The organism is Candidatus Poriferisodalis sp. (genome assembly GCF_965208485.1).
In the GTDB taxonomy this organism is placed as follows: domain Bacteria; phylum Actinomycetota; class Acidimicrobiia; order Acidimicrobiales; family Poriferisodalaceae; genus Poriferisodalis.
Map to the genome: position 1 here is coordinate 3,684,753 of NZ_OZ242344.1, position 20,844 is coordinate 3,705,596.

A 20,844-nucleotide genomic window follows, 5' to 3' on the forward strand; every position below is an offset into this window, starting at 1 on the left:
GGTGTGTCGCAGTTTTCTTCCGGGCATCATGCAACTCGCTGACCTGTAAGAGTGGGCTTGCTTCAGCCCCAGCCATTTCAGCGACACACCACTAGTGGACGCGAAGGCTAACTTGCCGGCTGAGACTGCTGGTCGCCGTGAACGGACGGCTCTCTGCACCACTGGTCACGGGTGATGGTCAGAGAGTTGATGACGGACGGCTCCAAACGAAGGAGATCGGTCAAGAGAATCGCGTCAAGCTGCTGACGAGCTTCGTCGCGCCATGACTCGTTGGCGGGAAGCAGGTCTATCCCGGCGTACGCGTCGGCTGTCGACTCGGCGAGCGCCAGTTGACTCGCGTCGAGACGGCGTGGATCGGGCACGAGCAGATCGCCGATGCGGGTGAGGGTGAGTATTGCACGTCCGGATTGCTGCCGACTCCCAAGGAACCAGAAGTTGATCAAGCCAAGGGTTGAATTGAGCCAGAGGGCGACAAATGGCTCCCATGAATCATTGTGCAGGCTGAATGAGGGCCAAGCGCGACCACCGATCACTGGCGTTTCGGTAAGGCATGCGGCTAGAGGCTGACTGTTGATTTGGAAGTCCAAATTGCAGTGAAGTCGTGTAGCTGTACTCCAAACTTGCCGTGCGAGTTCGTGTTGCTCACCGTCGACGCGGCCTTGAGTGTCTGGCACCACCTGCAGATATTGCTCTCGCGTCGCGTCATGACCCCAGAGAATCGGATAAGCGGCAGGCGCACCCGCAGCCGGATCCTCGATGACAAACGGGCCACGTGCAGTGTTGCCTGTGGATTTGATGTCGAGGTGGTAGGGACCCGGTTCGCCCAACTCGCGAAGAGGGATGAGAGGGAGCAGAACGTCAGCCAACCTCGGCAGCCGAAGCGCCCCTTGGCCGAGTCCCAGCGCGGTTCGGGTGACATCCGGTTCTCTCACGGCCGCGCAGCCCCCGTCCGTGATGGGCGCTCGGACAAAGGTCGCCACCGCCTCACTCCCTACGCGCAAACTCCCGGCTGTGTCCTTTCTGAGGGCTGCAATCGCTCGAGCGATCTCGACTCCAGCGACGATCCCGCTGGGCCGACGGTGGAGATTGATCCATAACACATTGTCAGCGGGGGCTTCTTGGTTGGTCGCCACAGTCCTGCCTTCGGTATCTGCGGGCGTGTCGATTCGCAGGTCCGCTGAGTTGCGGTATCGCGTTGCGACGACAAGGACTTCTGCCATGCCCGTGTCGGCAGAAAAGGCTCGATCGGTACTGCCGGCCGCCGCAATCGAAACGACTGTGATGTCGACGTACTCCGCAGCCAGCAGACTGCGCACGCGACTCCACGAGGCACCGGACAGGAACGCTGCCGGGACTACCAGAGCAACGACTCCACCAGGCTTCGTCTTCAAGTGGACGAGGTCGATGAAGTTGGTTGCCAAGCCTGCGTTGCCATGACCTACCCGAGCATGAGGCAAGCGCTTTCCGAGGCGCTTCAGTTCGCGCGACATTGCGCGTTGCTCGGCCTTGCGTGTCTCGAATCCGGCGAACGCCGGGATCGGGACTCCTTGCTGTTCCGCAGTCTCTTTGGTGGTCGGCCGTGTGAACGGCGGATTCATAATGCACAGGTTTAGGCACTCAGCCGGCAGATTGAGGCGGCCGTAGCTGTCGGGTCCATGACCGGAGACGGTGCCGCCGCCGCTTAGCGCTTGCTCGCCGGTGCCGAACACGCTGAGTTGAACATCAGTGCCCAAGAGATCGAGGGAGCCGATTGAGGTCTGAGGCTTGTCGTCGCCGGGAAGCGTGTGCTCGCCGTAGGGCATCGTGTGAATGTCGGTTTGAGTGAACGTGATGTCCGGGTGGGCGGCCGACAACTGGGCAACTGTGAGATGCGTCGCTGCAGGCATGATGTCGGCCCCCACCAGCACCTGCTCCACCATGTGCCGATGGACCGAACGGTCATCTATCCCCTGTCGGCGGACGCGAGCGGCTATGCGGCGATATGCCGCAGACAACAACGTGCCGGTTCCGCAGGCGAGGTCTGCGACTCTCAGATCTTCGCTGAGGCCCTCCGCCGTTGGTCGGATGCGCAACCGTTCGACCGCTAGTTCCGCCAAGAGCGCTGCCGAGCTCGGGAGCGTGTAGAAGGTCGCAAGGAACTTGCGATCGGTGATCAGGCGGCCAATGGCCTGTCCTGCGAGATCTCCGGTCGTCACCGTCCCGAGACCCTCGAGGTCTTCCGCCAACCCCATCATGCGGAGCAACACGGGTGAAGCGCTCGGCGATGGCAGCGCCGAAAGAATGTCGAGGGCAAGGGAGAAGATTGGCCAGTAGTCCACCTCGTTCATGATGCGATGCCACTCATCTATGAACTCGAGCTGGCTTACATGCGGCTTGCCGAGCGAGAGACTCTTGGCACGCATCTGCGTGAAGTTCCTAATGCCGTGCGTGTCTGCGATTGCCCGGTGCACGATGCAGGCGTTTGCCAGCACGGTCATCGCCATTCGGGTGGTCTGAAGTCCAGGCTCCTGCTGCAGGCACTTAGCGATGTTCACGAGAGCATCCGGCCGCTTCTCGACCGCAAACATCACTCTCGATGCTGCTTCGTTGACAGCTTCTTCGAGAAGCTTCGCCCCCCGGTCGACAGCTTGTTCGGAGATTGCGGTCGTCTCGATGAACCCAACGACGTTGTCGAGCATCCCTTCGATCCAACCGGAGGCGGGGTACCTCACTGCGGGTGGCGCGTCGTCGGCTGAATTCGAGCCGGGATCGCCGGGTGCCCAAGCGTCTGCGCCTACGAAGGAGCAGTACGCATAGCGCGTTCCGGGATCGCTCAGCGCGTCCGCGAGAGCGGACTGATCGAGCGAACCGAGAAATGCCGGGACTCTCAACGCAACGACATGTTCAACGAAGGCACCGTTCGAAAGCTGAGTGTCGAGCCGCGCGAGGGCATCGGCCTCGACGCTCGCGGGTGGGCTGTCGTCGTATTCGATCTCGATGACCGTCGCAGTGCTGCTGCTCGCATGCAAGACGATGTCGGGACGCTTGGATTTAGCCCCCTGAATCACGCCTGACTGCTCAGCATTGAGATGCCCACTCCAGCCGGGCGAGCGTTGCAGCAGCGCTTGCGCGAAGAGCGAGTTGAACGCCCCCTCCTCGGTGTGCGGAGCACTAGCCACGGGGAGCAGTTTGGCGCGGTGGTGTGACACGAATGCGGACCCGCCTACGCCTGCGTGACCTCGCACTGATCCCGGCGATACAACATCAGAACCTCGAGGGACCTATCGTTCCGGCTGAATTCCGCTCGGTAGCCTGCTGCCCGTGTCCGAGGCGGCGTCAAACGGGTCGGTAACGGCGATCGAGGCCCACGAGCTGGTGCGCGACTTCGGCGCCAAGCGGGCCGTCGACGGCGTGGACCTGCTGGTGCGCGAGGGGGAGATCTACGGGTTTCTGGGCCCCAACGGCGCTGGCAAGAGCACCACCGTGCGCATGCTGTGCACCCTGCTGCGCCCGACGGCGGGCAGGGCCAGGGTGGCCGGCTACGACGTCGAGAAGAACCCCGGGCAAGTACGCATCCGCATCGGTGTGGCGATGCAGGAAGCATCGCTGGATGAGAAGCAGACCGGCCGCGAGATCCTCGACCTGCAGGCCCGTCTGTATGGGCTGCGCCCTGCGGACCGGTCGGCGTCCATCACCCAGGCCATTGACCTCGCTGACATCGGCAGCGCCATCGACGACCGCATCGGCACCTACAGCGGCGGCATGAAGCGGCGGCTGGACCTCGCGGCCTCGCTGATCCACGCACCCGAGGTGATCTTCCTGGACGAGCCCACCACCGGGCTCGATCCGGTGAGCCGGGCGCAGGTGTGGGACGAAGTACGGCGGCTCAACAGCGAGCTGGGCGTGACGGTGTTCCTCACCACGCAGTACATGGAGGAGGCCGATGCCCTCGCCGACCGGGTCGCGATCCTCGCCGACGGTCGAATTGTGCAGCAGGGCACACCTGCCGAACTGAAGCGGGCCGTCGGGTCCGACGTGATCGTGGTGGATCTCGAACCGGGCAACATCGCACGGGCGGAAGAGGTAGCAAGGATGGTGCCGGGCGCAGACGGGGTGACCGCCGGCCGGCTCGGCGTCACGATCGCGACCACCGACGGGGCGGGACTCGTCGGCACCGTGGCGGTGGCCTTGGCGAATGCCGACGTGCACCCGACAGCGCTCACCGTCCGCACCCCGTCGCTCGATGATGTCTTCCTGCAGGCAACCGGGTACCGCATGGCCGCAGCTGAGCAGGCTGCGGCCGGGAGTGCAGTCGCAGCTGAGCAGGCTGCGGCCGGGAGTGCAGTCGCAGCTGAGCAGGCTGCGGCCGGGAGTGCAGTCGCAGCTGAGCAGGCTGCGGCCGGGAGTGCAGTCGCAGCTGAGCAGGCTGCGGCCGGGGAGACGCCGGCAGGAGAAGGGTCATGAAGGAGGCAGCGACTGCGCTTGGCGGCGGTCTCACGAACCGGGTCAGCTTCCTGACCGATATCGCCACCATCGCACGCCGGGCCGTGCGCAGTGTGGTGCGGGAGCCCGAGTTTGTCGGCCCGGCGCTGATCATCCCGGTCTTCTTCTTCGTGGTGAACGTCGGCGCGTTGGAGCCATTCGTGGAGTCGGGCGCAGCGGCCCCAGCGGGCAGCGGAAGCATCGACTACCGGGCCTTCCAGCTCCCCGTCGCCATCATCTTCGCCGTCACGGGCATTTCCCGGGCCAGCGTGTTGGTGATTGACATCCAGTCCGGCTATCTCGACCGGATGCTCGTCACGCCGATCCGGCGGTCGACGCTGCTGTTCGGGCTGATGGTGGCCGACATCGTGATGGCTCTGGGGTTGTCGCTGTTCGTGGTCGGCATGGGACTGGCCTTCGGAGTGTGGTTCGAGACCGGCATCGCGGGGCTGGCGGTCTTCTTGTTGCTCGCCGTTGCCTGGAGCCTGGCGTTCACCGGGTTCCCGTACACGGTGGCGCTGCGGACCGGCAATCCCGCGGCGGTGAACTCCGCGTTTCTCATCTTTTTCCCCTTCGCCTTCCTGACGCCGGCGTTCTTGCCCCGTGAGCTGATGTCGGGCTGGATGCGTGCCATTGCAGCGTGGAACCCGGTCACCTATCTGTTGGAGGGGATGCGGGCGATTCTGTCGGAGGGCTGGGACGGTCTGGCGATCCTCAAGGGCGCAGCGGCCATCGTGGGGCTGGCCGTGGTGACTTTCACGATGGCGTTCAGGTCGCTCGGACGTCGCGTCGCGACGGGATAGATGCAGACGTCGCGTCGCGACGGGATAGATGCAGACGTCGCTTCGCGACGGGATAGATGCAGACGTCGCGTCGCGACGGGCTGACTAGGCGGGCTACCAGCCGCGGTCGATCCACTCCTGCAGATGCGGCGACTCGTTGCCGATCGTGGTGTCGAGTCCGTGCCCGGGCAGCACCATGGTGTCGCCCCCGAATGCCGAGAACATGCGGTCCTCGATGCTGCGGATGATCTGATCGAAGTCGCCGCCGTAGCTGGTGGCACCCGGTCCGCCTGGGAACAGCGTGTCGCCGGTGAACAGCAGCGGCGTTCCCTCCACGTGAAAGCTCATCGAGCCTGCGGTGTGGCCCGGATTGTGAATGGTGCGGATGCGCAGCCGACCCACCTCCAGCACCGAGTCGTCTTCGAGAATGAGGTCGTAGCTGGGGAGCATCGACGAGTCCTCGGCGGTGATGGCCACCTCGATGCCGGCGTCGCGCACGGCGGGCACGGCCTGGATGTGATCCCAATGACCGTGGGTCTCCACGACCAGCGTCACACCCAGCGTGCGGCACACCTCGAGCAGCCGTTCATGCTCGTTCGCGGCATCGATGAGCATCGCCTCGCCGGTCTCGGTGCAGCGGATAGTGAAGACGTTGTTGTCGAAGTCGTCGGGAAAGCCGTGAGGCAGGTCGCCGTCAACGGGACGAACCACGTGCTTGTGGACTTCGATGCCGGTTGCGGACCAGTGCAGAGCCATGCGTGCATCCTAAGCCCTGATCCACTGGTGTGATGTGGGTGGGTGGTGCGGCGCGTCCGCCAGAAAGGTCTCCTGACGTGGCATTTTGCCGTTCGTGGATGTTCGGCGTGATGCCATGACGGGAGGCGCTTTTGTGGGCAGCGCAACTCAGGGCTTGGGTCGGATCGAGGCAGTGCGCCGGCGCACGCCGGCGCACAACTGCATGCTCTTCGCTCTCGGCCAGGTTCTTTCGATGGGATTGAGCATCACTCTTGCGCATCCAGTGCCTTGTCTGGCGCTCTGCTCGTTCGAAAGGGTGAGGTGAGGGTGATGACTACCCCCGGTTGTTGCTCAGGCTGCGTCCACCCGTACAGCGACGCGATGCCAGCCCTCGGCGCCGTCGGGCCGAACGTCCTTGGGTCCCTCGGGTTGGGTCATGCCGGTGCCGTCGATGGCCCGCGCCTGCAGCGAATGCGTGCCCGAGGTGGGTGTCCACGGCAGACGCCATTGCACCCAGCTCTCGTCACCCAGCGCCTCGCCGAGGTCGCACTGCTGCCACGGACCGTCGTCGATGCGGACCTCGACGGCGCTGATGCCCCGTGTCGGCGCCCAGGCAATGCCCGCGATGGCGGTCTCGGTGCCGGCCACGGGCCGGTCGCCGCTGCCGGGCACGTCGATGCGGCTCTGGGTCTTCATCGGCCCCCGCTTCGACCATCCCCGGGGCACCCAGTAGCCGTCGAACGCATCCCACGTGGTCAGGTGGATCTCCTCGATCCACTTCACGGCTGACACATAGCCGTACAGCCCGGCGACGATCAGGCGGGCCGGAAAGCCGTGCCTGGTCGGCAGTGGCTCGCCGTTCATGCCGACAGCCAGGACGGCGTTGCGGCCGTCGTACAGCAGCGGCGTGGGAAAACCGGCGGTCCAGTCGTCCACCGAGCGGCCGACCACCTGGTCGGCGCCGTCCTGCACGCCGGCCCGCTCCAGCAGGTCCACCAGCGGCACGCCGGTCCAGACGGCGTTGCCGACCAGGTTGCCGCCGATTTGATTCGACACGCACGACAGCGTCACGACGTGTTCTTGGAGGTCCATTGCCAAGATCTCGTCGAAGGTCAGCTCGTAGGGATTGTCGATCATGCCGGTGAAGGAGAGCTTCCAATTCGCCGGGTCGACCTGGGGCACGGTCAGCGCTGTGTCGATCCGGTAGAACTCGTCGTTGGGTGTCACGTAGCTGGAGATGCCGACGACTTCGTCGAGCGTGTCCAGCGCGGCGACCTGGGTAGCGACCGAGGGTCCCGCTGCAGTGGTCGCGGTCGGTTCGGCGGCGGTCGCGGCGCCGCTGGCTGCTGTCGTGGCGGGCGGCCTCATGGCGCTCAGGTCGATGCCTGCCCGGGCAGTCTCCGCTGCCGACGGGCCGCGCACGCCCCGCCCCAGCGCCACCAAGCCGAATGCAGCAACACCGGCACCGCCGACGCCGAGCAGGAACTGGCGGCGACTCGCATCCAGCGCGCCGTCGGGCAGGGCACGGCCGGCGACGACCGTATCGCTCTCCGGTGCCGACGGTTCTTCAGAATCCGGTGCATCAGCGTGAGAGGGAGCGAGCCGCAGCAGGAGTCGCAGCATGATGTAGCCGAGCGCTGCCGCCGTCAGCGCCACGATCCACGAGCCGACGAACGGGCTCATCGGGTTTCGGGCGGCGGTCCAGCCTCCGACGATGCCAAACAGGGTGAACCCCGCTGCGGGCAGCCAATTGCGCTGCTGGTTGGCGGTGTCGTCGCGGGGTTCGACGGGCTGGCGATCCGATTCGGCAATTTCTGCGCCTGGCGCCCGTCGTCGCGGCGAGAGTGCGCAAGTTCCCAGCAGTCCGCCGATGATCAGCGAGACGCCGACGATGCCGATCGCCAGCACCGCCTTGTCCTTCTCGCCGAACAGTTCGATGCTCAGCTTGACGGCCCAGTCGGGTGAGTAGTCCACCAATGCCTCGCCGACGGCGACCACTAGCGACGGGATGGAGTCGACGAGTCCGTCGATGAACTCCCCGAAGGCCAAGGCCACCGCTGCGCCTGCGATGCCGGCCAGCAGGCCCACGCCGGTGCCCGGACGGCTGATCAGCCGCCGCGCCCCGCTCCGGCGTGATGGCGTCGTTTCGAGGGCGGCATTGCCGGAACCCTCTGCCGTCGAAGTCTCGCTGGAGCTGTCGCTCATTGCTGTACCGCCTTGCTGGTTGGGAGGCTCAGGCCCCTGGGTCCTGGGCGCTGTGGTCGAGTCGGCTGTGGTCGAGTCGAGCGTTCTTCGGGCCACCCCTTGGGTCCGTCGCGTGCCGGTGCGTGGAACATGTCACGAAAGCTAACGCCCGGCTCGCACGTGAGGTTCCACACTGGCCCTTCTGCTGCGGATGAGCCGATTCTGCGTCTGGGTGATAGAACTTCGCCTGACTATCGCGCCTGTGCCTGTGCTGTGCCGGCGCTCAGGCTGCATCGGCCCGGAGGGGTGTCCGTGAACTTTGCATTCACCGAGGAGCAGGAAGAGCTCCGCAACTTCGTTCGCTCATTCTTGGAGGACAAGTCGTCCGAGGCCACCGTCCGGGAGCTGATGGAGACCGACGACGGCTATGACCCAGCGGTCTGGTCGCAGATGGCAGAACAGCTCGGCTTGCAGGCGTTGATCATTCCCGAGGAGTACGGGGGCCAAGGCGCCAGCTACGTCGAGCTGGGCATCGTGCTCGAAGAGATGGGTCGCAGCCTGCTGTGCTCGCCGTACTTCTCCACCGTGGTGCTGGCCGGCAACGCCATCCTGCACTCAGGCAACGAGAAGGCCAAGGAAGAACTGCTCGAGGGCATCGCCTCGGGCGAGATCATCGCCACCCTGGCGCTGGCCGAGGCCAGCGGAAGCTGGGATGCCGACGGCGTCGAGGTCGAGGCTTCGGACACGGGCGATTCGGCCACCATCTCGGGCGAGAAGATGTTCGTGACCGACGGCGGCACCGCGAACCTGTTCGTGGTGGCAGCGCGCTGCAACGACGGGATCCACCTCTTCACCGTGGAAGGCGACGCGGAGGGTCTCAGCCGCGAGAACCTCGCCACGATGGACCAGACCCGCAAGCAGGCCCGCATCACCTTCGACAACACGCCGGCCAAGCACCTGTGCGACACCGACAACTTCGCCTGCATCGACAAGGTGCTCGACCTTGCCGCTGTCGCACTGGCCAACGAGCAGGTGGGCGGCGCCCAGTTCGTGCTCGACATGGCGGTGCAGTACGCCAAGGACCGGGTGCAGTTCGGCCGCCCGATCGGCTCGTTCCAAGCCATCAAGCACAAGTGCGCCGACATGCTGCTCGAGGTCGAGTCGGCCAAGTCGGCTGCCTACTACGCGGCGTGGTGCGCGTCGGAGATGAACGACGAGCTGCCGTCGGTGGCATCGCTGGCCAAGGCCTATTGCTCTGAGGCCTACTTCCACTGCGCCGCGGAGAACATCCAGATCCACGGCGGCATCGGCTTCACTTGGGAGCACCCCGCTCACCTGTACTTCAAGCGTGCCAAGAGCTCTGAGCTGATCTTCGGCGATCCTGCGTACCACCGGGAGAAGCTGGCTCAGCGCATCGGCTTGTAGGCCTCGGGGCGAAACGCATGGGGCGGTCGGTGCGCCGCACCGGACATCAGCAGCCCAGGAGCTGTCTGTGCTTATCGCGGTCCTCGTCATCTCGCTGGTGATCGGCTTCGTGGTCGCTGCAGGCGTGGTGGGCTCGCAGGCGCATCTGCTGGGTCGCCAGCGCCGCGAGCCGGTGTGGCGGTTAGCAGAGGCAGCGGCGTACATCGGCGACTTGCTGCCCTACGACATCGCTGCAGGTCTCAACGCCGAAGAGCTCGAAGTGATCCTGCGAGTGCATCTCAATCAACTGCAGTTCGGGCCGCGTCCGTCAGAAGACGACGAGAGCGTCCAGCCGCCGGATCCCCGATCCGATCTTGGGTCTGATCCCATGGCTGCCTCTGCGGTCGAGGAGCGTGCCTCGACCACGGAGCTGTATCGCACGCTCCGCCGCGACGGCCGTGAAGTCACGCTCGAACAGGTCACCGCTGTCAGCGGGGCTCATCTGGAGTACCTGCAGCGCATCGGGGCGCTCGCCGCCGTGCGCCGCGACGGGAGATGAGTCCCGCCATGTTGCTGGCGGACGGCAGAATGTGAGCCATGGACATCCCGAGGGAGCTCGCCGGCTGCCGGTTCGTGGGCGACAAGCGCAACCAGATCGTCTACGATATGGAATCCGAACCCGACGATCCGGCATTGGCAGAACAGATTGCCGACGCGGTGGCTGACATCGTGGCAGTGCAGTCCTACGCCACGTTCGGTCCGGACGAACTGCCCGAGGCACGCAACCGCGGCTACCGCCTGTCGCGGCTCTGCCGCTAGGACGCTGAGCCGAATGGCGAAGCCGTGGCCCGAGCGCACCGTGAGCCCGTATCCAATGAGAACGGGGAACAAGAGCGGGGAACAAGAAGCGACGCGGCGGAAGGGCCGCCAATCCGCGCGCCGCTCGGACGAGGCCATGCACGCTGCGACGGTGGCAAGGGCGGCGTTCGATCGCCACCTCGCAGCGACATGAGCACCGACGTCACCGAGACCACCATCGAGGGCAACCCGGGTTTGGCGGCGATCTTGGTGCGCCCGAAGCGTCCGGTCCGCAGCGGACCCGCGGTCGTGCTCTGCCACGGATTCCCGTCGATCCAGCGCCCCGGCGTGCCGAATCGCACCTACCAGCTGTTCGCCGAGCGCATTGCCGAGGCCCAAGGATGGACGGTCCTCGCGGTGAGCATGCGCGGATGCGGGGAGTCCGCTGGCGATTTCTCGCTGCTCGGCTGGATTGACGACATCGGCCGCTCGGTCACCCATGTGCTGTCGGAGGGCTGCCGCGGCGTGTGGCTGGTGGGCTCGACGACGGGCGGCTCAGTGGCAATCCTGGCTGCATCCCGTGACCCGAGGGTGCGCGGCGTGGCGGCGATGGCACCCAGGGCGGACTTCGACGACTGGGCGAGCGATCCGAAGGCGTTCGTGCAGCACTGCCGCAACGTCGGCGTGATCCGCACCGAGGGCTTCCCCCGCTCGATGAGCGCCTGGAACCGTGAGCTGAAGCAGAACCGGGCGATGGACGCTGTGGGCGACTTAGCGGACCGGCCGCTGCTGATCCTGCATGGCATCAACGACCGGCAGGTGCCCTATGGAGAGGCCCGCCATCTCGCCTCGGGGCACCCGAGCGCAGAACTGCGCCTCATCGAGGGCGCCGATCACCGCATCCGCCACGATCCGCGAGCAGTCGCCATCCTGCTCGGCTGGCTCGAACGCCAGACAGCCGCCCAGTACGCATGAGCGGTGCTCGAAACCGGGACGTGCCGGCAGATCGGCGCTGCGACGGCGCCCCGCGAATGGCCGATTCCTCGGTGGCGCTGGACGGCGTCGGCACGCTCTCCTGCGAGACCTCCTTGGCCGCTCTCCGCGAGCCGTCCGAGCGCTCGGTCGGCGGACTCGGCGGCGCGAGGCTCGGCAGGCGCTCAGGTACGCGAGCAGCAGCGTTCGCTGTCGTGGTCTTGCTGTGCGCAGGACTGTTCCCTGCAGTGTCCGAGGCGCGGGTATCGATCGACATCCAGGCGTCGTCCTCCGCTGCCTTCCAGCCGCGAGCCGACGCAACATCAGCCACGGGCGTGGACATCTCGGTGACCGTGTTCGTCGGCGACCTCGCTATCCCGTGGGATCTGGCGTTCACCTCAGACGGCACGATGCTGTTCACGCAGCGGCGCGGGGTGCTGCAGGCCCGATCGCCCGACGGGACCATCCACACGGTCGCCGCCGACATGAGTGACCTGTTCGCCAGCGGCGAGACGGGGTTGATGGCCATCGTGGTTGATCCCGCGTTCGACACGAACCGCCGCTTCTACACATGCCAAGGCCACACCGGCCCCGAGGTGCAGGTCATTGCTTGGACGCTCAGCAACGACCTCGCCACAGCCACGAGGGCGAACGATCCGCTGGTCGGCGGGATCCCGACGGGCACTCGCGGGCGCCACGGCGGATGCCGGCTGAGGTTCGGCCCGTCGGGCAATCTCTGGATCGCCACTGGCGATGCCGCGAGGGGTACTCATGCGCAGAATCTCAGCTCGCTCGGGGGCAAGGTGCTGCGAGTCGATCCGATGTCGGGGGCCGCCGCATCCGGCAATCCCACCGTCGGCTCGCGTGTCTACACCTACGGCCACCGCAATGTCCAAGGGCTGGCGCTGCGGCCCGGTACCACGCAGATGTGGTCTGTCGAGCATGGGCCGTCGGCAGACGATGAGGTGAACCTGCTCGTCGCCGGCAGCAACTACGGCTGGGATCCTGTCCCGGGCTACAACGAGAACGTCCCGATGACAGACCTGGGGAAGTACCCGAGCGCGATCCCGGCGAAATGGAGCAGCGGTGCCAGCACGATCGCAGCCAGCGGCGGCATCTTCTTGGACGGCGACGACTGGGGGGCATGGCAGGGACGCCTCGCTGTCGCGGCCCTCAGGACGAGCAAGCTGGTGCTGCTGGAATTCGATGCAGACGGCAGCCTCGTCTCCGAGATGACGCCGACGGAGCTGAACGGCACCTACGGACGGCTGCGCACGCCGATGCTGGGTCCCGACGGAGCGCTGTATGTCACGACGTCGAACGGTTCCGACGACAAGATCTTGCGGGTGGCGCCCAGCGGCCGGTCTCCGGCTTTCTCCCAGCCTTCGTATGCATTCAGCCTGGAAGAGCATTCGGATCCGGAGTGCGCGTCGTTTACCGTCGAAGCGACCGGTCCTGATGGAGACCCGCTGGCCTATGCGTTGAGCGGCGCCGATGCAGCCTCCTTTCGCCTCGACGACAGTGCTCCTGGCAGTGTCGTGCTGAACTCGTCGCTGAATGCCGCTGTCAAGCCGGAGTACCAGTTCACGGTCACCGCCACCAATCCCGACGGCTTGGCCGACACTGCCGATGTCACCGTGACGGTGAGTGCAGGCGGTCCGGCGAACGGGCCCCCGACAGTGACGGGTCCGCCGGTCGTGACTGTCGACGAGAACAGCGCCGGGTCGATAGCGAGCTTTGCCGGTGTCGATCCCGAAGGCGGATTGGTCGCACTGTCGCTGACCGGCGATGACGCGGAAGCATTTCTGCTCGATCCCCAGGGCGGCTTGAGCTTCGCCAGTCTGGCTGACTTTGAGCGCCCGGTCGACGTCGACAACCTCAACGACTACGAGGTGACTGTGCGCGGCTGCGACGGTGTCAGGTTCGGGGAGCTTGCAGTGACCGTGACGGTACGCAATGTGGACGAGCCCGCTGGCCTGGAGCTGTCGGCGACTCCGCTGCGTGTCGGCACAGCCGCGAACGCCCAGTTGAGCGAACCCGACGTTCCGGTCTCTTCCCTGCAGTGGTCGTGGTGGAGGTCGAACGGCACGCCCGACCTGAGCGACTGGGCACGCATCGAAGGAGCTGATGCGGCGAGCTATGTGTTGACAGCAGCCGATGCCGGGAGACGGATTGGCGTGCGCATCGAATACGAAGACGCATTCGGACCACAGTCAGCCGAGGCAACGACAGACGCCACGGTGCAGGCGCAACCGACGCCTCCGCGTGGCGGCGGCGGCGGCGGCAGCGGCAGCGGCGGTGGCGGCGGTGGCAGCGGCGGTGGTGGCGGTGGTGGCAGCGGCGGTGGTGATGGTGATGTCGACAGGGTGACGCTGTTCGTAGCGAATGGCTGGAGTGCGGCCGATATCGGTTCGGCCGCGGCGCTGGCGGCGCGCACGCAGGGTTCGGCGCTGGTCTATACCGAGGCCGAGGAGCTGTCGGATGCGGTGGAGGGTCTGCTGGGGATCCGGGTGGTGAACCGCATCGTCATGATCGGCGGCGAACGGGTGATCTCGCCGGAGGTGAGCGCGTCTTTGGGAGAAGCGGAACCCTCCGCGATGCGGCAGCGGGTCTCGGGAGCGACGCGTATCGAGACCGCCGTAGAAGCCGCCAGAACGGTGCTGGAGGGCGAGCAGCCGGGCGCCGCGACGCTGGTGGTCGCGAACGGCTGGAGTCCCGCGGATGTCGGGGTTGCGTCAGTGGTGGCCGCCAGGCTGCCGCTCGCAGCCGTGGTTTACATCGCTCCTGGCGAGGTGCCCGAGGAGGTGCATCAGCTCATCGCAGAGGTCGACCCGGCGGACCTGATCGTGATCGGCGGCGCTGCCGCAGTCTCAGCGGAGGCGGGGGCTGCGCTGCGAGGGGCCGCGCCGGGCGCGGGGTTCCGGCGTTTCAGCGGTGAGACGCGCACGCACACCGCGCAGATCGCGGCGCAGTTCCTCGAACGGCGAGGACCCACGCTGCTGCCGGGCGAACGTGTCGTGATTGTGACCAGCGGCTGGAGTCCCCACGACATCGGGCTGGCTGCGATGCTGTCCGCGCGCACGCCCGGCTCAGTTGTGGTCTACACCGAACGCGGCTCGCTCGGGACGCGGGCAGCGCAGTCGATCAACCGCATCGGCCCCGACTTGGTACGCATCGTCGGCGACCCCGACACGGTCTCCGCTGAGGTGCGAGCAGAGACAGACGCCCTGCTGGCACCCGGCGCACGCACCCAGCGCATCGTCGGCAGCACCCGCATCCACACCTCAGTCAACATCGCCCGCACCATTCTCCCCCGAGACTGATTCACGCCGAGTCCCGACTGGTTTGTGCTGGATTGCTGTTGCTGTGAGGTGTTTCTGGCTCTGCGTGACAATTCGCCGGTTTTCAAGCAGCGTCGGCGGGCTGGCGGTGATGGTTGGTTGGCCATGGTGGTTGGCGGTTTCGGTGTGTGGCGCGGTGTTGGGCATCGGCTCGTTGGAGCCCGTCGTGTCGGGTTCGGCGGATCTGTTCGTCGTTGCCTTGGTGCTCGTCGTCGGGGATGGCATATCGCACCAGTCGGGCCACGGCGAGCGGGCCGCCCGCTTGGGGCGCGACACGCTGCCAGGGCGAGGCCGTGACCTGCGAGAACGCGGTCCACGCTGGAAGGTGCCACACGCGCTGCCCACACAGGAGCCGCGGTGGGCGAGCTTGCGATGGGACCGATCGATGTCGCCCCATTCCTCGAAGAGTTTCACGATCTCGTCGCGTTCCCGCTCCAGCAGCCCATGGATCGGCCGCCCTCTGCAGCGGGCGTCATCGAGCCGGCCTGCTGCGCGGCGCTGGGACCGTGCCGCGCCCGTCGCCGGTCGATGCCCAGCACCGCACAAGCGCAGCCGCGGGTCCAGCCTGCTGCGGCGGCATCGTCGATCAGCTCTCACAGCACGGCCTTGGCGGCCCCATCGACGCGGGCGGGGACAGGACCGCTCATCTCCAGCCCGTTTTCCCCCGCAGCGACCGCCCCGTCGCGTGTCGCCGTACGCAAACGAGAGATCACCGAGCGATCCACGCCCGCCTCCCCGCGGCGGCATCGGCTTGGGTGATCTGCCCGGTCAGCATCCGCACCCGCAAGTCGCACTTCTGCTCTGCTGTGAGCAATCTCTTCGGCTGGCAGTCCTGTTCGCCTTCGCCACAGATGGCGACCAGCTTGGCAGCGTCATCTTCATGACGTCCACGCCCGCCGAAGTGCTCGACCCGTCGGAGCGATTTGGTGTCACAGCGGATCGATTCCCTCGGCGTATACGATGGCACCGGGTGAGCCATGGCGACGTTTTCCGATGTGCTGCGGCTCGGGGTGGAACTGCCCGAGGTCGTTGAGTCGACGTCGTACGGCACGCCAGCGCTGAAGGTTCGCAAGAAACTGGTGTGCCGGATGTGGGGCGAGCGGGAATACAACCGCGACGATGTGCACGACACTGAGGTGCTGGTGCTCTTCTGCGAGCTGGAGATAAAGCAGGTTCTGCTCGACAACCATCCCGACGTGTTGTTCACCGTCCCGCACTACGACGGCTACGGCGCTGTGCTTGTCCGTATGGCCGACGTCGACCTTGACGACCTCGCCGACTGGATTGAGGACAGCTATCGCTTGCGTGCGCCAGCGACGCTGCTCCGCCAACTCGACGCTGACTAGTGCCGCGTCAGCAAACGTTTGCGCGGTTGCTGGCGCCGTCGCTTCGCCTGCGAGCAGGCCCTCCAGCGATCCCCGCCACAGCGAAGGTTGCTTGACACGGCACTAGCAGCGATTCGAGGTCTGCTTGACGTCTGCTGAAACTGCCCGCATCGCACAGGCAAAGCTGCAGTTCAGAAGACACAATTGATCGGTGATGCCAACGAGTGAGAGCGAGCCGCCGCCGGACGATGTGGTGGTCGAGATCTCTCCGTTCAGGGAGTACGGCGGTTGGATGGACGTAGGTGTCGGTACGCGGCGCGACGATGCTGCTGTGGTGGCGCCTTGGCTCAATCGTGTGCTGACCATCGCCGACGACCAGCGCGTGCAGGAACTCGCAGCCCAGATCGAGGAACGCCGCATCGCTCTCGACAAGGACTCGGGCTTTGAGCGCAAGTACCACCGCGTGACGAAGCTGTACTTCGGCGGCATGGCGCATCATCTGTCATCGCTGAAATCTTCGCTGATCGCTACCGACCCGGCATGCGCGAAGTGCCGTTTCTTTGTGATGACATCGTGGCAGCGGCGGAGGCGCTGAGCGAAGCTCGCCCGAAGAACATCGGCCGGAGGCGTAGCGGGCCGCAGAATGAGCCGTTCCGTGTACCGATGACAGGCGATGCAGTCACAGGGGTACCGTCACTCACAGGGGTACCGTCATTTGGGGTTCCGGCGGCTCGAAAAAAGACGTTGGAGTTCAGGCGGCGGTATTGGCGCGGAAGCTGTCGAGGATCTCGTTGAAGGTCGAGCTGGGCCTCATGGCGGCTTCGGCGAGCGCGGGATCGGGCAAGTAGTAGCCGCCGAGATCGACCGGCACGCCTTGGCACTCCACCAGCTCGGCGACGATCTGGTGCTCGTTGACGGTCAGCGCCGCCGCGAGCGGGGCGAACCGCTCGGCTAGGTCGCCATCGGATCCTTGGCGGGCCATCTCGTCGGCCCAGTGCTTGGCGAGGTGGAAATGGCTGGTCCGGTTGTCGGGTTCGTTGACCCGTCGGCTCGGAGCGCGGCCCTCGGCCAGCCACGTGCCGATGGCGGCATCGAGCGTGTCGGCCAGCAGTTGGGCAGCGGCGTTGCCGGCGACGCGGGCGAGATGCTCGAGCGAGACGGCCAATGCGAGGAATTCGCCGAGGCTGTCCCAGCGCAGGTGGTTTTCGGCCACCATCTGCTGCACGTGCTTGGGCGCCGAGCCCCCGGCGCCGGTCTCGAAGAGGCCGCCGCCGGCCATGAGCGGCACGACCGACAGCATCTTGGCCGAGGTGCCCAACTCCAGGATCGGGAACAGGTCGGTGTTGTAGTCGCGCAGCACGTTGCCGGTCACCGAGATGGTGTCCTCGCCCCGCCGGATGCGTTCCAGCGAGAACCGGCATGCGTCGGCGGGCGCCAGCACCCTGAATTCGGCCCCGAATGCCTCGCCCGCACGGGCCAGTGCGGCTTGCAGGGAGTCGCTGCCCCCGGAGGCATCGCCGGCGCCGGCTGCGGCGGCCCGCTGCGCCAGACAGGCATGAACCTTGACGAGGAGCTGGGCGTCGTGGGGCCGCTGCGAATCGAGCCAGAACACCACGGCTGCCCCGGTGATCTGCCCGCGCTCGATCGCCAGGTCCACCCAGTTGACGATGGCAGCGTCCTTGGTGGTGCACATGCGCCAGATGTCGCCCTGGGCGACTTGGTGGCTCATCAACACCTCGCCGGATTCGGTCACGACCCGCATCGTCCCCGCTGCGTCCACCTCGTAGGTCTTGTCGTGGCTGCCGTATTCCTCGGCTTTCTGTGCCATCAAGCCCACGTTGGGCACCGAGCCCATCGTCGTGGGGTCGAACGCGCCGTGCGCGCGGCAGTCGTCGATGACCGTCTGGAACACGCCGGAGTAACTGGAGTCGGGGATGACGGCCTTGGCGTCCTGCTGGTTGCCGTCGGCATTCCACATCTGGCCTGACGCCCGGATCATCGCCGGCATCGACGCATCGACGATGACGTCGCTCGGTACATGCAGGTTGGTGATGCCGCGGTCGGAGTCGACCATCGCCAGCGCAGGACCCTTGTCCACGACCGCGGCGATGTCCGCCTCGATCGCCTCGCGCTCTTCCGAAGGCAGCGACTCGACGGCGGCGAGCACATTTCCCCAGCCGTCGTTGGGGTCTGCGCCGGCCGCTGCGAGCGCTTCGCCGTGCCGCTCGAAGACCGGAGCGAAAAAGGCTCGCACTGCGTGCCCGAAGACAATCGGGTCAGCGACCTTCATCATCGTGGCCTTGAGGTGCAGCGAGAACAGCACACCCGATGAGCGGGAGTCGGCGATCTGGGAGTCGAGGAACTCGCGCAGGGCGGCAACCGACATGAACGTGGAGTCGGCCACCTCGCCCGCATCGACGACGACCTTGCGCATCAGCCGGACGCTTCCATCGGCATCGATGTGCTCGATGCTCAATGAGCCGGCGTTCGGCACCGTTGCCGACTGCTCGTTGGAGCGGAAGTCGCTGCCCGACATCGTGGCGACATGGCTCTGGCTCTGCGGCGACCAGGCGCCCATCGAGTGCGGGTATTGCCGGGCGTACTTCTTGACCGCACGGGGGGCACGGCGGTCGGAGTTGCCCTCGCGCAGCACGGGATTCACCGCCGAGCCCTTGACCCGGTCGAAGCGCTCACGGATCTCGGCTTCGGAGGCGTCGGCTGGATCGTCGGGGTAGTCGGGGACCGCGTAGCCCTTCGACTGCAGCTCCGCCACGGCGGCCTTGAGCTGGGGCACCGAGGCCGAGATGTTCGGCAGCTTGATGATGTTGGCGTCTCGACGCTGGGTCCATTCGCCGAGTTCGCTCAGCGCGTCGCCGGTTCGCTGGTGAGGCTCGAGCATGTCGCTGAACACGGCGAGGATGCGGCCCGCCAGTGAGATGTCACGGGTCTCGACATCGACACCGGCGGCCTCGGTGAATGCCGTGATGATCGGCAGCAGCGAGTACGCGGCGAGCGCCGGCGCCTCGTCTGTGTGGGTGTAGACGATCTTGGATGTCGAGTCGGCGGTCGAGTTCACGGCAGGCTCCCGGTTCGTGCCATTCGCCGGGCGACCGTCAGGCGGGTCCGAGGGTGCCAGCGTGGCGATGCGACGCTACCGCGAGCCTGTGACACGCTGCGGGGGGAGCATCCCGATGCTGATCCGGGGATGATCCCGAAGCCGCATGCTGCACGCCGCGTCGGCACGATGCCTGTCGCGAGGCGATGCCCGCTCGCGCGCGGCGGCTCAGCCGGTGGCGTGCGCAGCGGCGGAGGTTCCCGCCAGGCGGCCGAACACTGCGCCCGCCGAGAGGCCCGAACCGCCGGGATAGTTGCCGTAGAACAGGCCGCCCACCAGCTCGCCTGCGGCATACAAGCCCTTGATCGGTCGCAGGTCGGTGTCCACCACGCAGCCGGTCTCGTCGATGCGCAGACCGCCGAACGTGAAGGTCAGCCCGCAGGTGACCCTGAACGCTGAGAAAGGCGGCGTCTCGATCGGCATCGCCCAATTCGTCTTGTCGGGGTTCAGGCCCTTGGTACGACGGCCGTCGAGCACGTTCGGGTTGAACTCGACGCTGCGGTCTACGGCGGCGTTGAATTCGGCGATGGTCGCCAGCGCCCCGGCGGTGTGCACGTCCTCCATGCGAGCGCAGAGTTCTTCGAGCGTGTCGGCGGTCACCTTGGTGACCTCGCGGATGCGGTACTCGTCGCGCAGCAGGTGATCGGTGCTCGCGTCGAAGACCTGCCAGGCCGAGTGTCCCGGCTGGGCGAGGATCTCGCGCCCGTAGCGGGCGTAGGTGTAGTTGCGGAAGTCGGCGCCCTCGTCCACGAAACGCTTTCCCTGCTGGTTCAGCACGATCGCGAACGGGTAGCTGTGCTTCTGGAAGCCGTCGCCGACGGCGAGGTCGCCGAATTCGGGAGCGTTGTAGTCCCAGGCCACGGCGTGGGCACCGCTCCAGTTGCCGTAGGACATCGCGCCGATGTCGAGCGCCATTTTGATGCCGTCGCCGGTGTTGAAGCGGGTGCCGCGCACCTTGGCGAGGTCCCAGCCAAGGCCGAGGTAGCGGGTGCGCCACTCGGCGTTGGCTTGGAATCCGCCGGCTGCCAGCACGACCGCGTCGCACTCGATGTCGACCACCCGCGCTCGGGGTTCGAGGGCATGCGTATTGTGCGTCAGGGGTGCGCCCACGCTGTGAGGCCCAGCGAGTGACGCTTCATCTGCTGTCGTGTGCCCTACAGCTGGCCCATCTGTGCCATGCAGCCGGATCCGAATGCCCTGTACGGCGCCGCTGTCGTCGGTCACGAGCGAGCGCGCCGCAGCCTCGTGCCACAGATCGATCTCATTGCGAGCCAGCGCAGCGCGCAGCGATTCGACGAGTCCCTCGCCGCCGCCCACCGACTCCACCGTGAGGCCGCCCCAGAACGTGAAGCGCCCGTCCACCTGGAAGGCCTGGCGTCCCCAGATCGGCGCGAAGCGCACCCCGTGGCCGGCCATCCACAGCAGCGTCTCCTTGCTGCGGGTGACCAGCGCGTCAGCCAGTTCAGGATCGCAGCGGTAGTCGGTGATGCGGCCCAGATCGGCGTAGAACTGCTCTTCGGTGTACGTGCCGAAGTCGGTCACCTCCACTTCGGCGTCGGTGAGATCGGGCATCAGCGCCCGCAGATCGTCCACGCCGTCGTAGGCGAAACGGATCGCACCGGCGGTGAAGCGGCTGTTGCCGCCGGCCTCGGCCTCGGGCGCCCGCTCCAGCACCAGCACCCGCGCGCCGCCCTCGTGCGCTGCGAGCGCTGCGCACATCGCAGCGT

General features: G+C 66.4%; 17 protein-coding genes. 9 read left to right on the forward strand and 8 right to left on the reverse strand.

Annotated elements, in window-relative coordinates:
* Nucleotides 1-107: 107 nt before the first annotated feature.
* On the reverse strand, nt 108-3,158 hold the full coding sequence (locus ACOGXQ_RS17090; protein WP_419944807.1) for a class I SAM-dependent methyltransferase: 3,051 nt from the start codon (nt 3,156-3,158) through the stop codon (nt 108-110).
* 142 nt (nt 3,159-3,300) lie between these two features.
* Here ACOGXQ_RS17090 and ACOGXQ_RS17095 point away from each other — a divergent pair, with 142 nt between their 5' ends.
* Both ACOGXQ_RS17095 and ACOGXQ_RS17100 read left to right on the forward strand, forming a co-directional pair.
* Nucleotides 3,301-4,443: an ATP-binding cassette domain-containing protein gene (locus ACOGXQ_RS17095; RefSeq protein ID WP_419944808.1), complete on the forward strand. Its 1,143-nt coding sequence runs from the start codon at nt 3,301-3,303 to the stop codon at nt 4,441-4,443.
* Nucleotides 4,440-5,264: an ABC transporter permease gene (locus ACOGXQ_RS17100; protein ID WP_419944809.1), complete on the forward strand. Its 825-nt coding sequence runs from the start codon at nt 4,440-4,442 to the stop codon at nt 5,262-5,264. Before ACOGXQ_RS17095 ends, ACOGXQ_RS17100 begins: the two co-directional genes overlap by 4 nt.
* Before the next feature lie 93 nt (nt 5,265-5,357).
* Here ACOGXQ_RS17100 and ACOGXQ_RS17105 read toward each other — a convergent pair whose 3' ends face one another.
* The gene (locus ACOGXQ_RS17105; protein ID WP_419944810.1) at nt 5,358-5,999 is read right to left on the reverse strand and encodes an MBL fold metallo-hydrolase; all 642 of its coding nucleotides are present in this window, start codon (nt 5,997-5,999) and stop codon (nt 5,358-5,360) included.
* Nucleotides 6,000-6,329: 330 nt separating this feature from the next.
* Complete coding sequence (locus ACOGXQ_RS17110; protein WP_419944811.1) at nt 6,330-8,183, reverse strand: molybdopterin-dependent oxidoreductase; 1,854 nt, start codon at nt 8,181-8,183, stop codon at nt 6,330-6,332.
* 291 nt (nt 8,184-8,474) lie between these two features.
* Here ACOGXQ_RS17110 and ACOGXQ_RS17115 point away from each other — a divergent pair, with 291 nt between their 5' ends.
* The 5 genes from ACOGXQ_RS17115 (at nt 8,475) to ACOGXQ_RS17135 (ending at nt 14,659) form a co-directional block, all read left to right on the forward strand.
* Nucleotides 8,475-9,587: an acyl-CoA dehydrogenase family protein gene (locus ACOGXQ_RS17115; protein WP_419944812.1), complete on the forward strand. Its 1,113-nt coding sequence runs from the start codon at nt 8,475-8,477 to the stop codon at nt 9,585-9,587.
* Between the two features lie 67 nt (nt 9,588-9,654).
* Nucleotides 9,655-10,125: a hypothetical protein gene (locus ACOGXQ_RS17120; RefSeq protein WP_419944813.1), complete on the forward strand. Its 471-nt coding sequence runs from the start codon at nt 9,655-9,657 to the stop codon at nt 10,123-10,125.
* 38 nt (nt 10,126-10,163) lie between these two features.
* Nucleotides 10,164-10,385: a hypothetical protein gene (locus ACOGXQ_RS17125; protein ID WP_419944814.1), complete on the forward strand. Its 222-nt coding sequence runs from the start codon at nt 10,164-10,166 to the stop codon at nt 10,383-10,385.
* A gap of 189 nt (nt 10,386-10,574) precedes the next feature.
* Nucleotides 10,575-11,339, forward strand: a complete 765-nt coding sequence (locus tag ACOGXQ_RS17130; protein ID WP_419944815.1) for an alpha/beta hydrolase family protein — start codon at nt 10,575-10,577, stop codon at nt 11,337-11,339.
* Entirely contained in the window at nt 11,336-14,659 is a 3,324-nt protein-coding gene (locus tag ACOGXQ_RS17135) for a PQQ-dependent sugar dehydrogenase (RefSeq protein ID WP_419944816.1), read from the forward strand. Before ACOGXQ_RS17130 ends, ACOGXQ_RS17135 begins: the two co-directional genes overlap by 4 nt.
* An 82-nt stretch (nt 14,660-14,741) precedes the next feature.
* On the opposite strand, the gene ACOGXQ_RS17140 is transcribed toward ACOGXQ_RS17135, so the two are convergent.
* From ACOGXQ_RS17140 to ACOGXQ_RS17150, 3 genes are all read right to left on the reverse strand, one after another.
* Nucleotides 14,742-15,011, reverse strand: coding sequence for a hypothetical protein (locus ACOGXQ_RS17140; protein ID WP_419944817.1), 270 nt, complete (start codon nt 15,009-15,011; stop codon nt 14,742-14,744).
* A gap of 259 nt (nt 15,012-15,270) precedes the next feature.
* Complete coding sequence (locus tag ACOGXQ_RS17145) at nt 15,271-15,402, reverse strand: hypothetical protein (RefSeq protein ID WP_419944818.1); 132 nt, start codon at nt 15,400-15,402, stop codon at nt 15,271-15,273.
* Nucleotides 15,387-15,644 (reverse strand): hypothetical protein, encoded by a 258-nt coding sequence (locus ACOGXQ_RS17150; RefSeq protein ID WP_419944819.1) that lies wholly within the window; start codon nt 15,642-15,644, stop codon nt 15,387-15,389. The genes ACOGXQ_RS17145 and ACOGXQ_RS17150 overlap by 16 nt, the downstream gene beginning before the upstream one ends.
* A gap of 10 nt (nt 15,645-15,654) precedes the next feature.
* Between ACOGXQ_RS17150 and ACOGXQ_RS17155 the strand changes: the two genes are divergently transcribed.
* Together ACOGXQ_RS17155 and ACOGXQ_RS17160 are read left to right on the forward strand one after the other, a co-directional pair.
* A complete protein-coding gene (locus ACOGXQ_RS17155; RefSeq protein WP_419944820.1) occupies nt 15,655-16,023 on the forward strand; it encodes an MmcQ/YjbR family DNA-binding protein in 369 nt (122 codons plus the stop codon).
* A gap of 190 nt (nt 16,024-16,213) precedes the next feature.
* Nucleotides 16,214-16,597 carry a hypothetical protein gene (locus ACOGXQ_RS17160; protein WP_419944821.1) on the forward strand — a complete coding sequence of 128 codons (384 nt, stop codon included), beginning with the start codon at nt 16,214-16,216 and terminating at the stop codon, nt 16,595-16,597.
* Nucleotides 16,598-16,753: 156 nt separating this feature from the next.
* On the opposite strand, the gene ACOGXQ_RS17165 is transcribed toward ACOGXQ_RS17160, so the two are convergent.
* The gene (locus ACOGXQ_RS17165) at nt 16,754-19,078 is read right to left on the reverse strand and encodes an NADP-dependent isocitrate dehydrogenase (RefSeq protein ID WP_419944822.1); all 2,325 of its coding nucleotides are present in this window, start codon (nt 19,076-19,078) and stop codon (nt 16,754-16,756) included.
* A 207-nt stretch (nt 19,079-19,285) separates the two neighbouring features.
* The gene (gene tcuA, locus ACOGXQ_RS17170) at nt 19,286-20,836 is read right to left on the reverse strand and encodes an FAD-dependent tricarballylate dehydrogenase TcuA (RefSeq protein ID WP_419947423.1); all 1,551 of its coding nucleotides are present in this window, start codon (nt 20,834-20,836) and stop codon (nt 19,286-19,288) included.
* Between the last annotated feature and the right edge of the window lie 8 nt (nt 20,837-20,844).

Excerpts from the sequence above, each read along its gene's own strand:
- ACOGXQ_RS17155 (WP_419944820.1), top strand. The coding sequence starts at position 15,655 with ATGGCGACGTTTTCCGATGTGCTGCGGCTCGGGGTGGAACTGCCCGAG.
- tcuA (WP_419947423.1), bottom strand. The coding sequence starts at position 20,836 with ATGTGCGCAGCGCTCGCAGCGCACGAGGGCGGCGCGCGGGTGCTGGTG.
- ACOGXQ_RS17105 (WP_419944810.1), bottom strand. The coding sequence starts at position 5,999 with ATGGCTCTGCACTGGTCCGCAACCGGCATCGAAGTCCACAAGCACGTG.
- ACOGXQ_RS17100 (WP_419944809.1), top strand. The coding sequence starts at position 4,440 with ATGAAGGAGGCAGCGACTGCGCTTGGCGGCGGTCTCACGAACCGGGTC.
- ACOGXQ_RS17135 (WP_419944816.1), top strand. The coding sequence starts at position 11,336 with ATGAGCGGTGCTCGAAACCGGGACGTGCCGGCAGATCGGCGCTGCGAC.
- ACOGXQ_RS17125 (WP_419944814.1), top strand. The coding sequence starts at position 10,164 with ATGGACATCCCGAGGGAGCTCGCCGGCTGCCGGTTCGTGGGCGACAAG.
- ACOGXQ_RS17130 (WP_419944815.1), top strand. The coding sequence starts at position 10,575 with ATGAGCACCGACGTCACCGAGACCACCATCGAGGGCAACCCGGGTTTG.
- ACOGXQ_RS17110 (WP_419944811.1), bottom strand. The coding sequence starts at position 8,183 with ATGAGCGACAGCTCCAGCGAGACTTCGACGGCAGAGGGTTCCGGCAAT.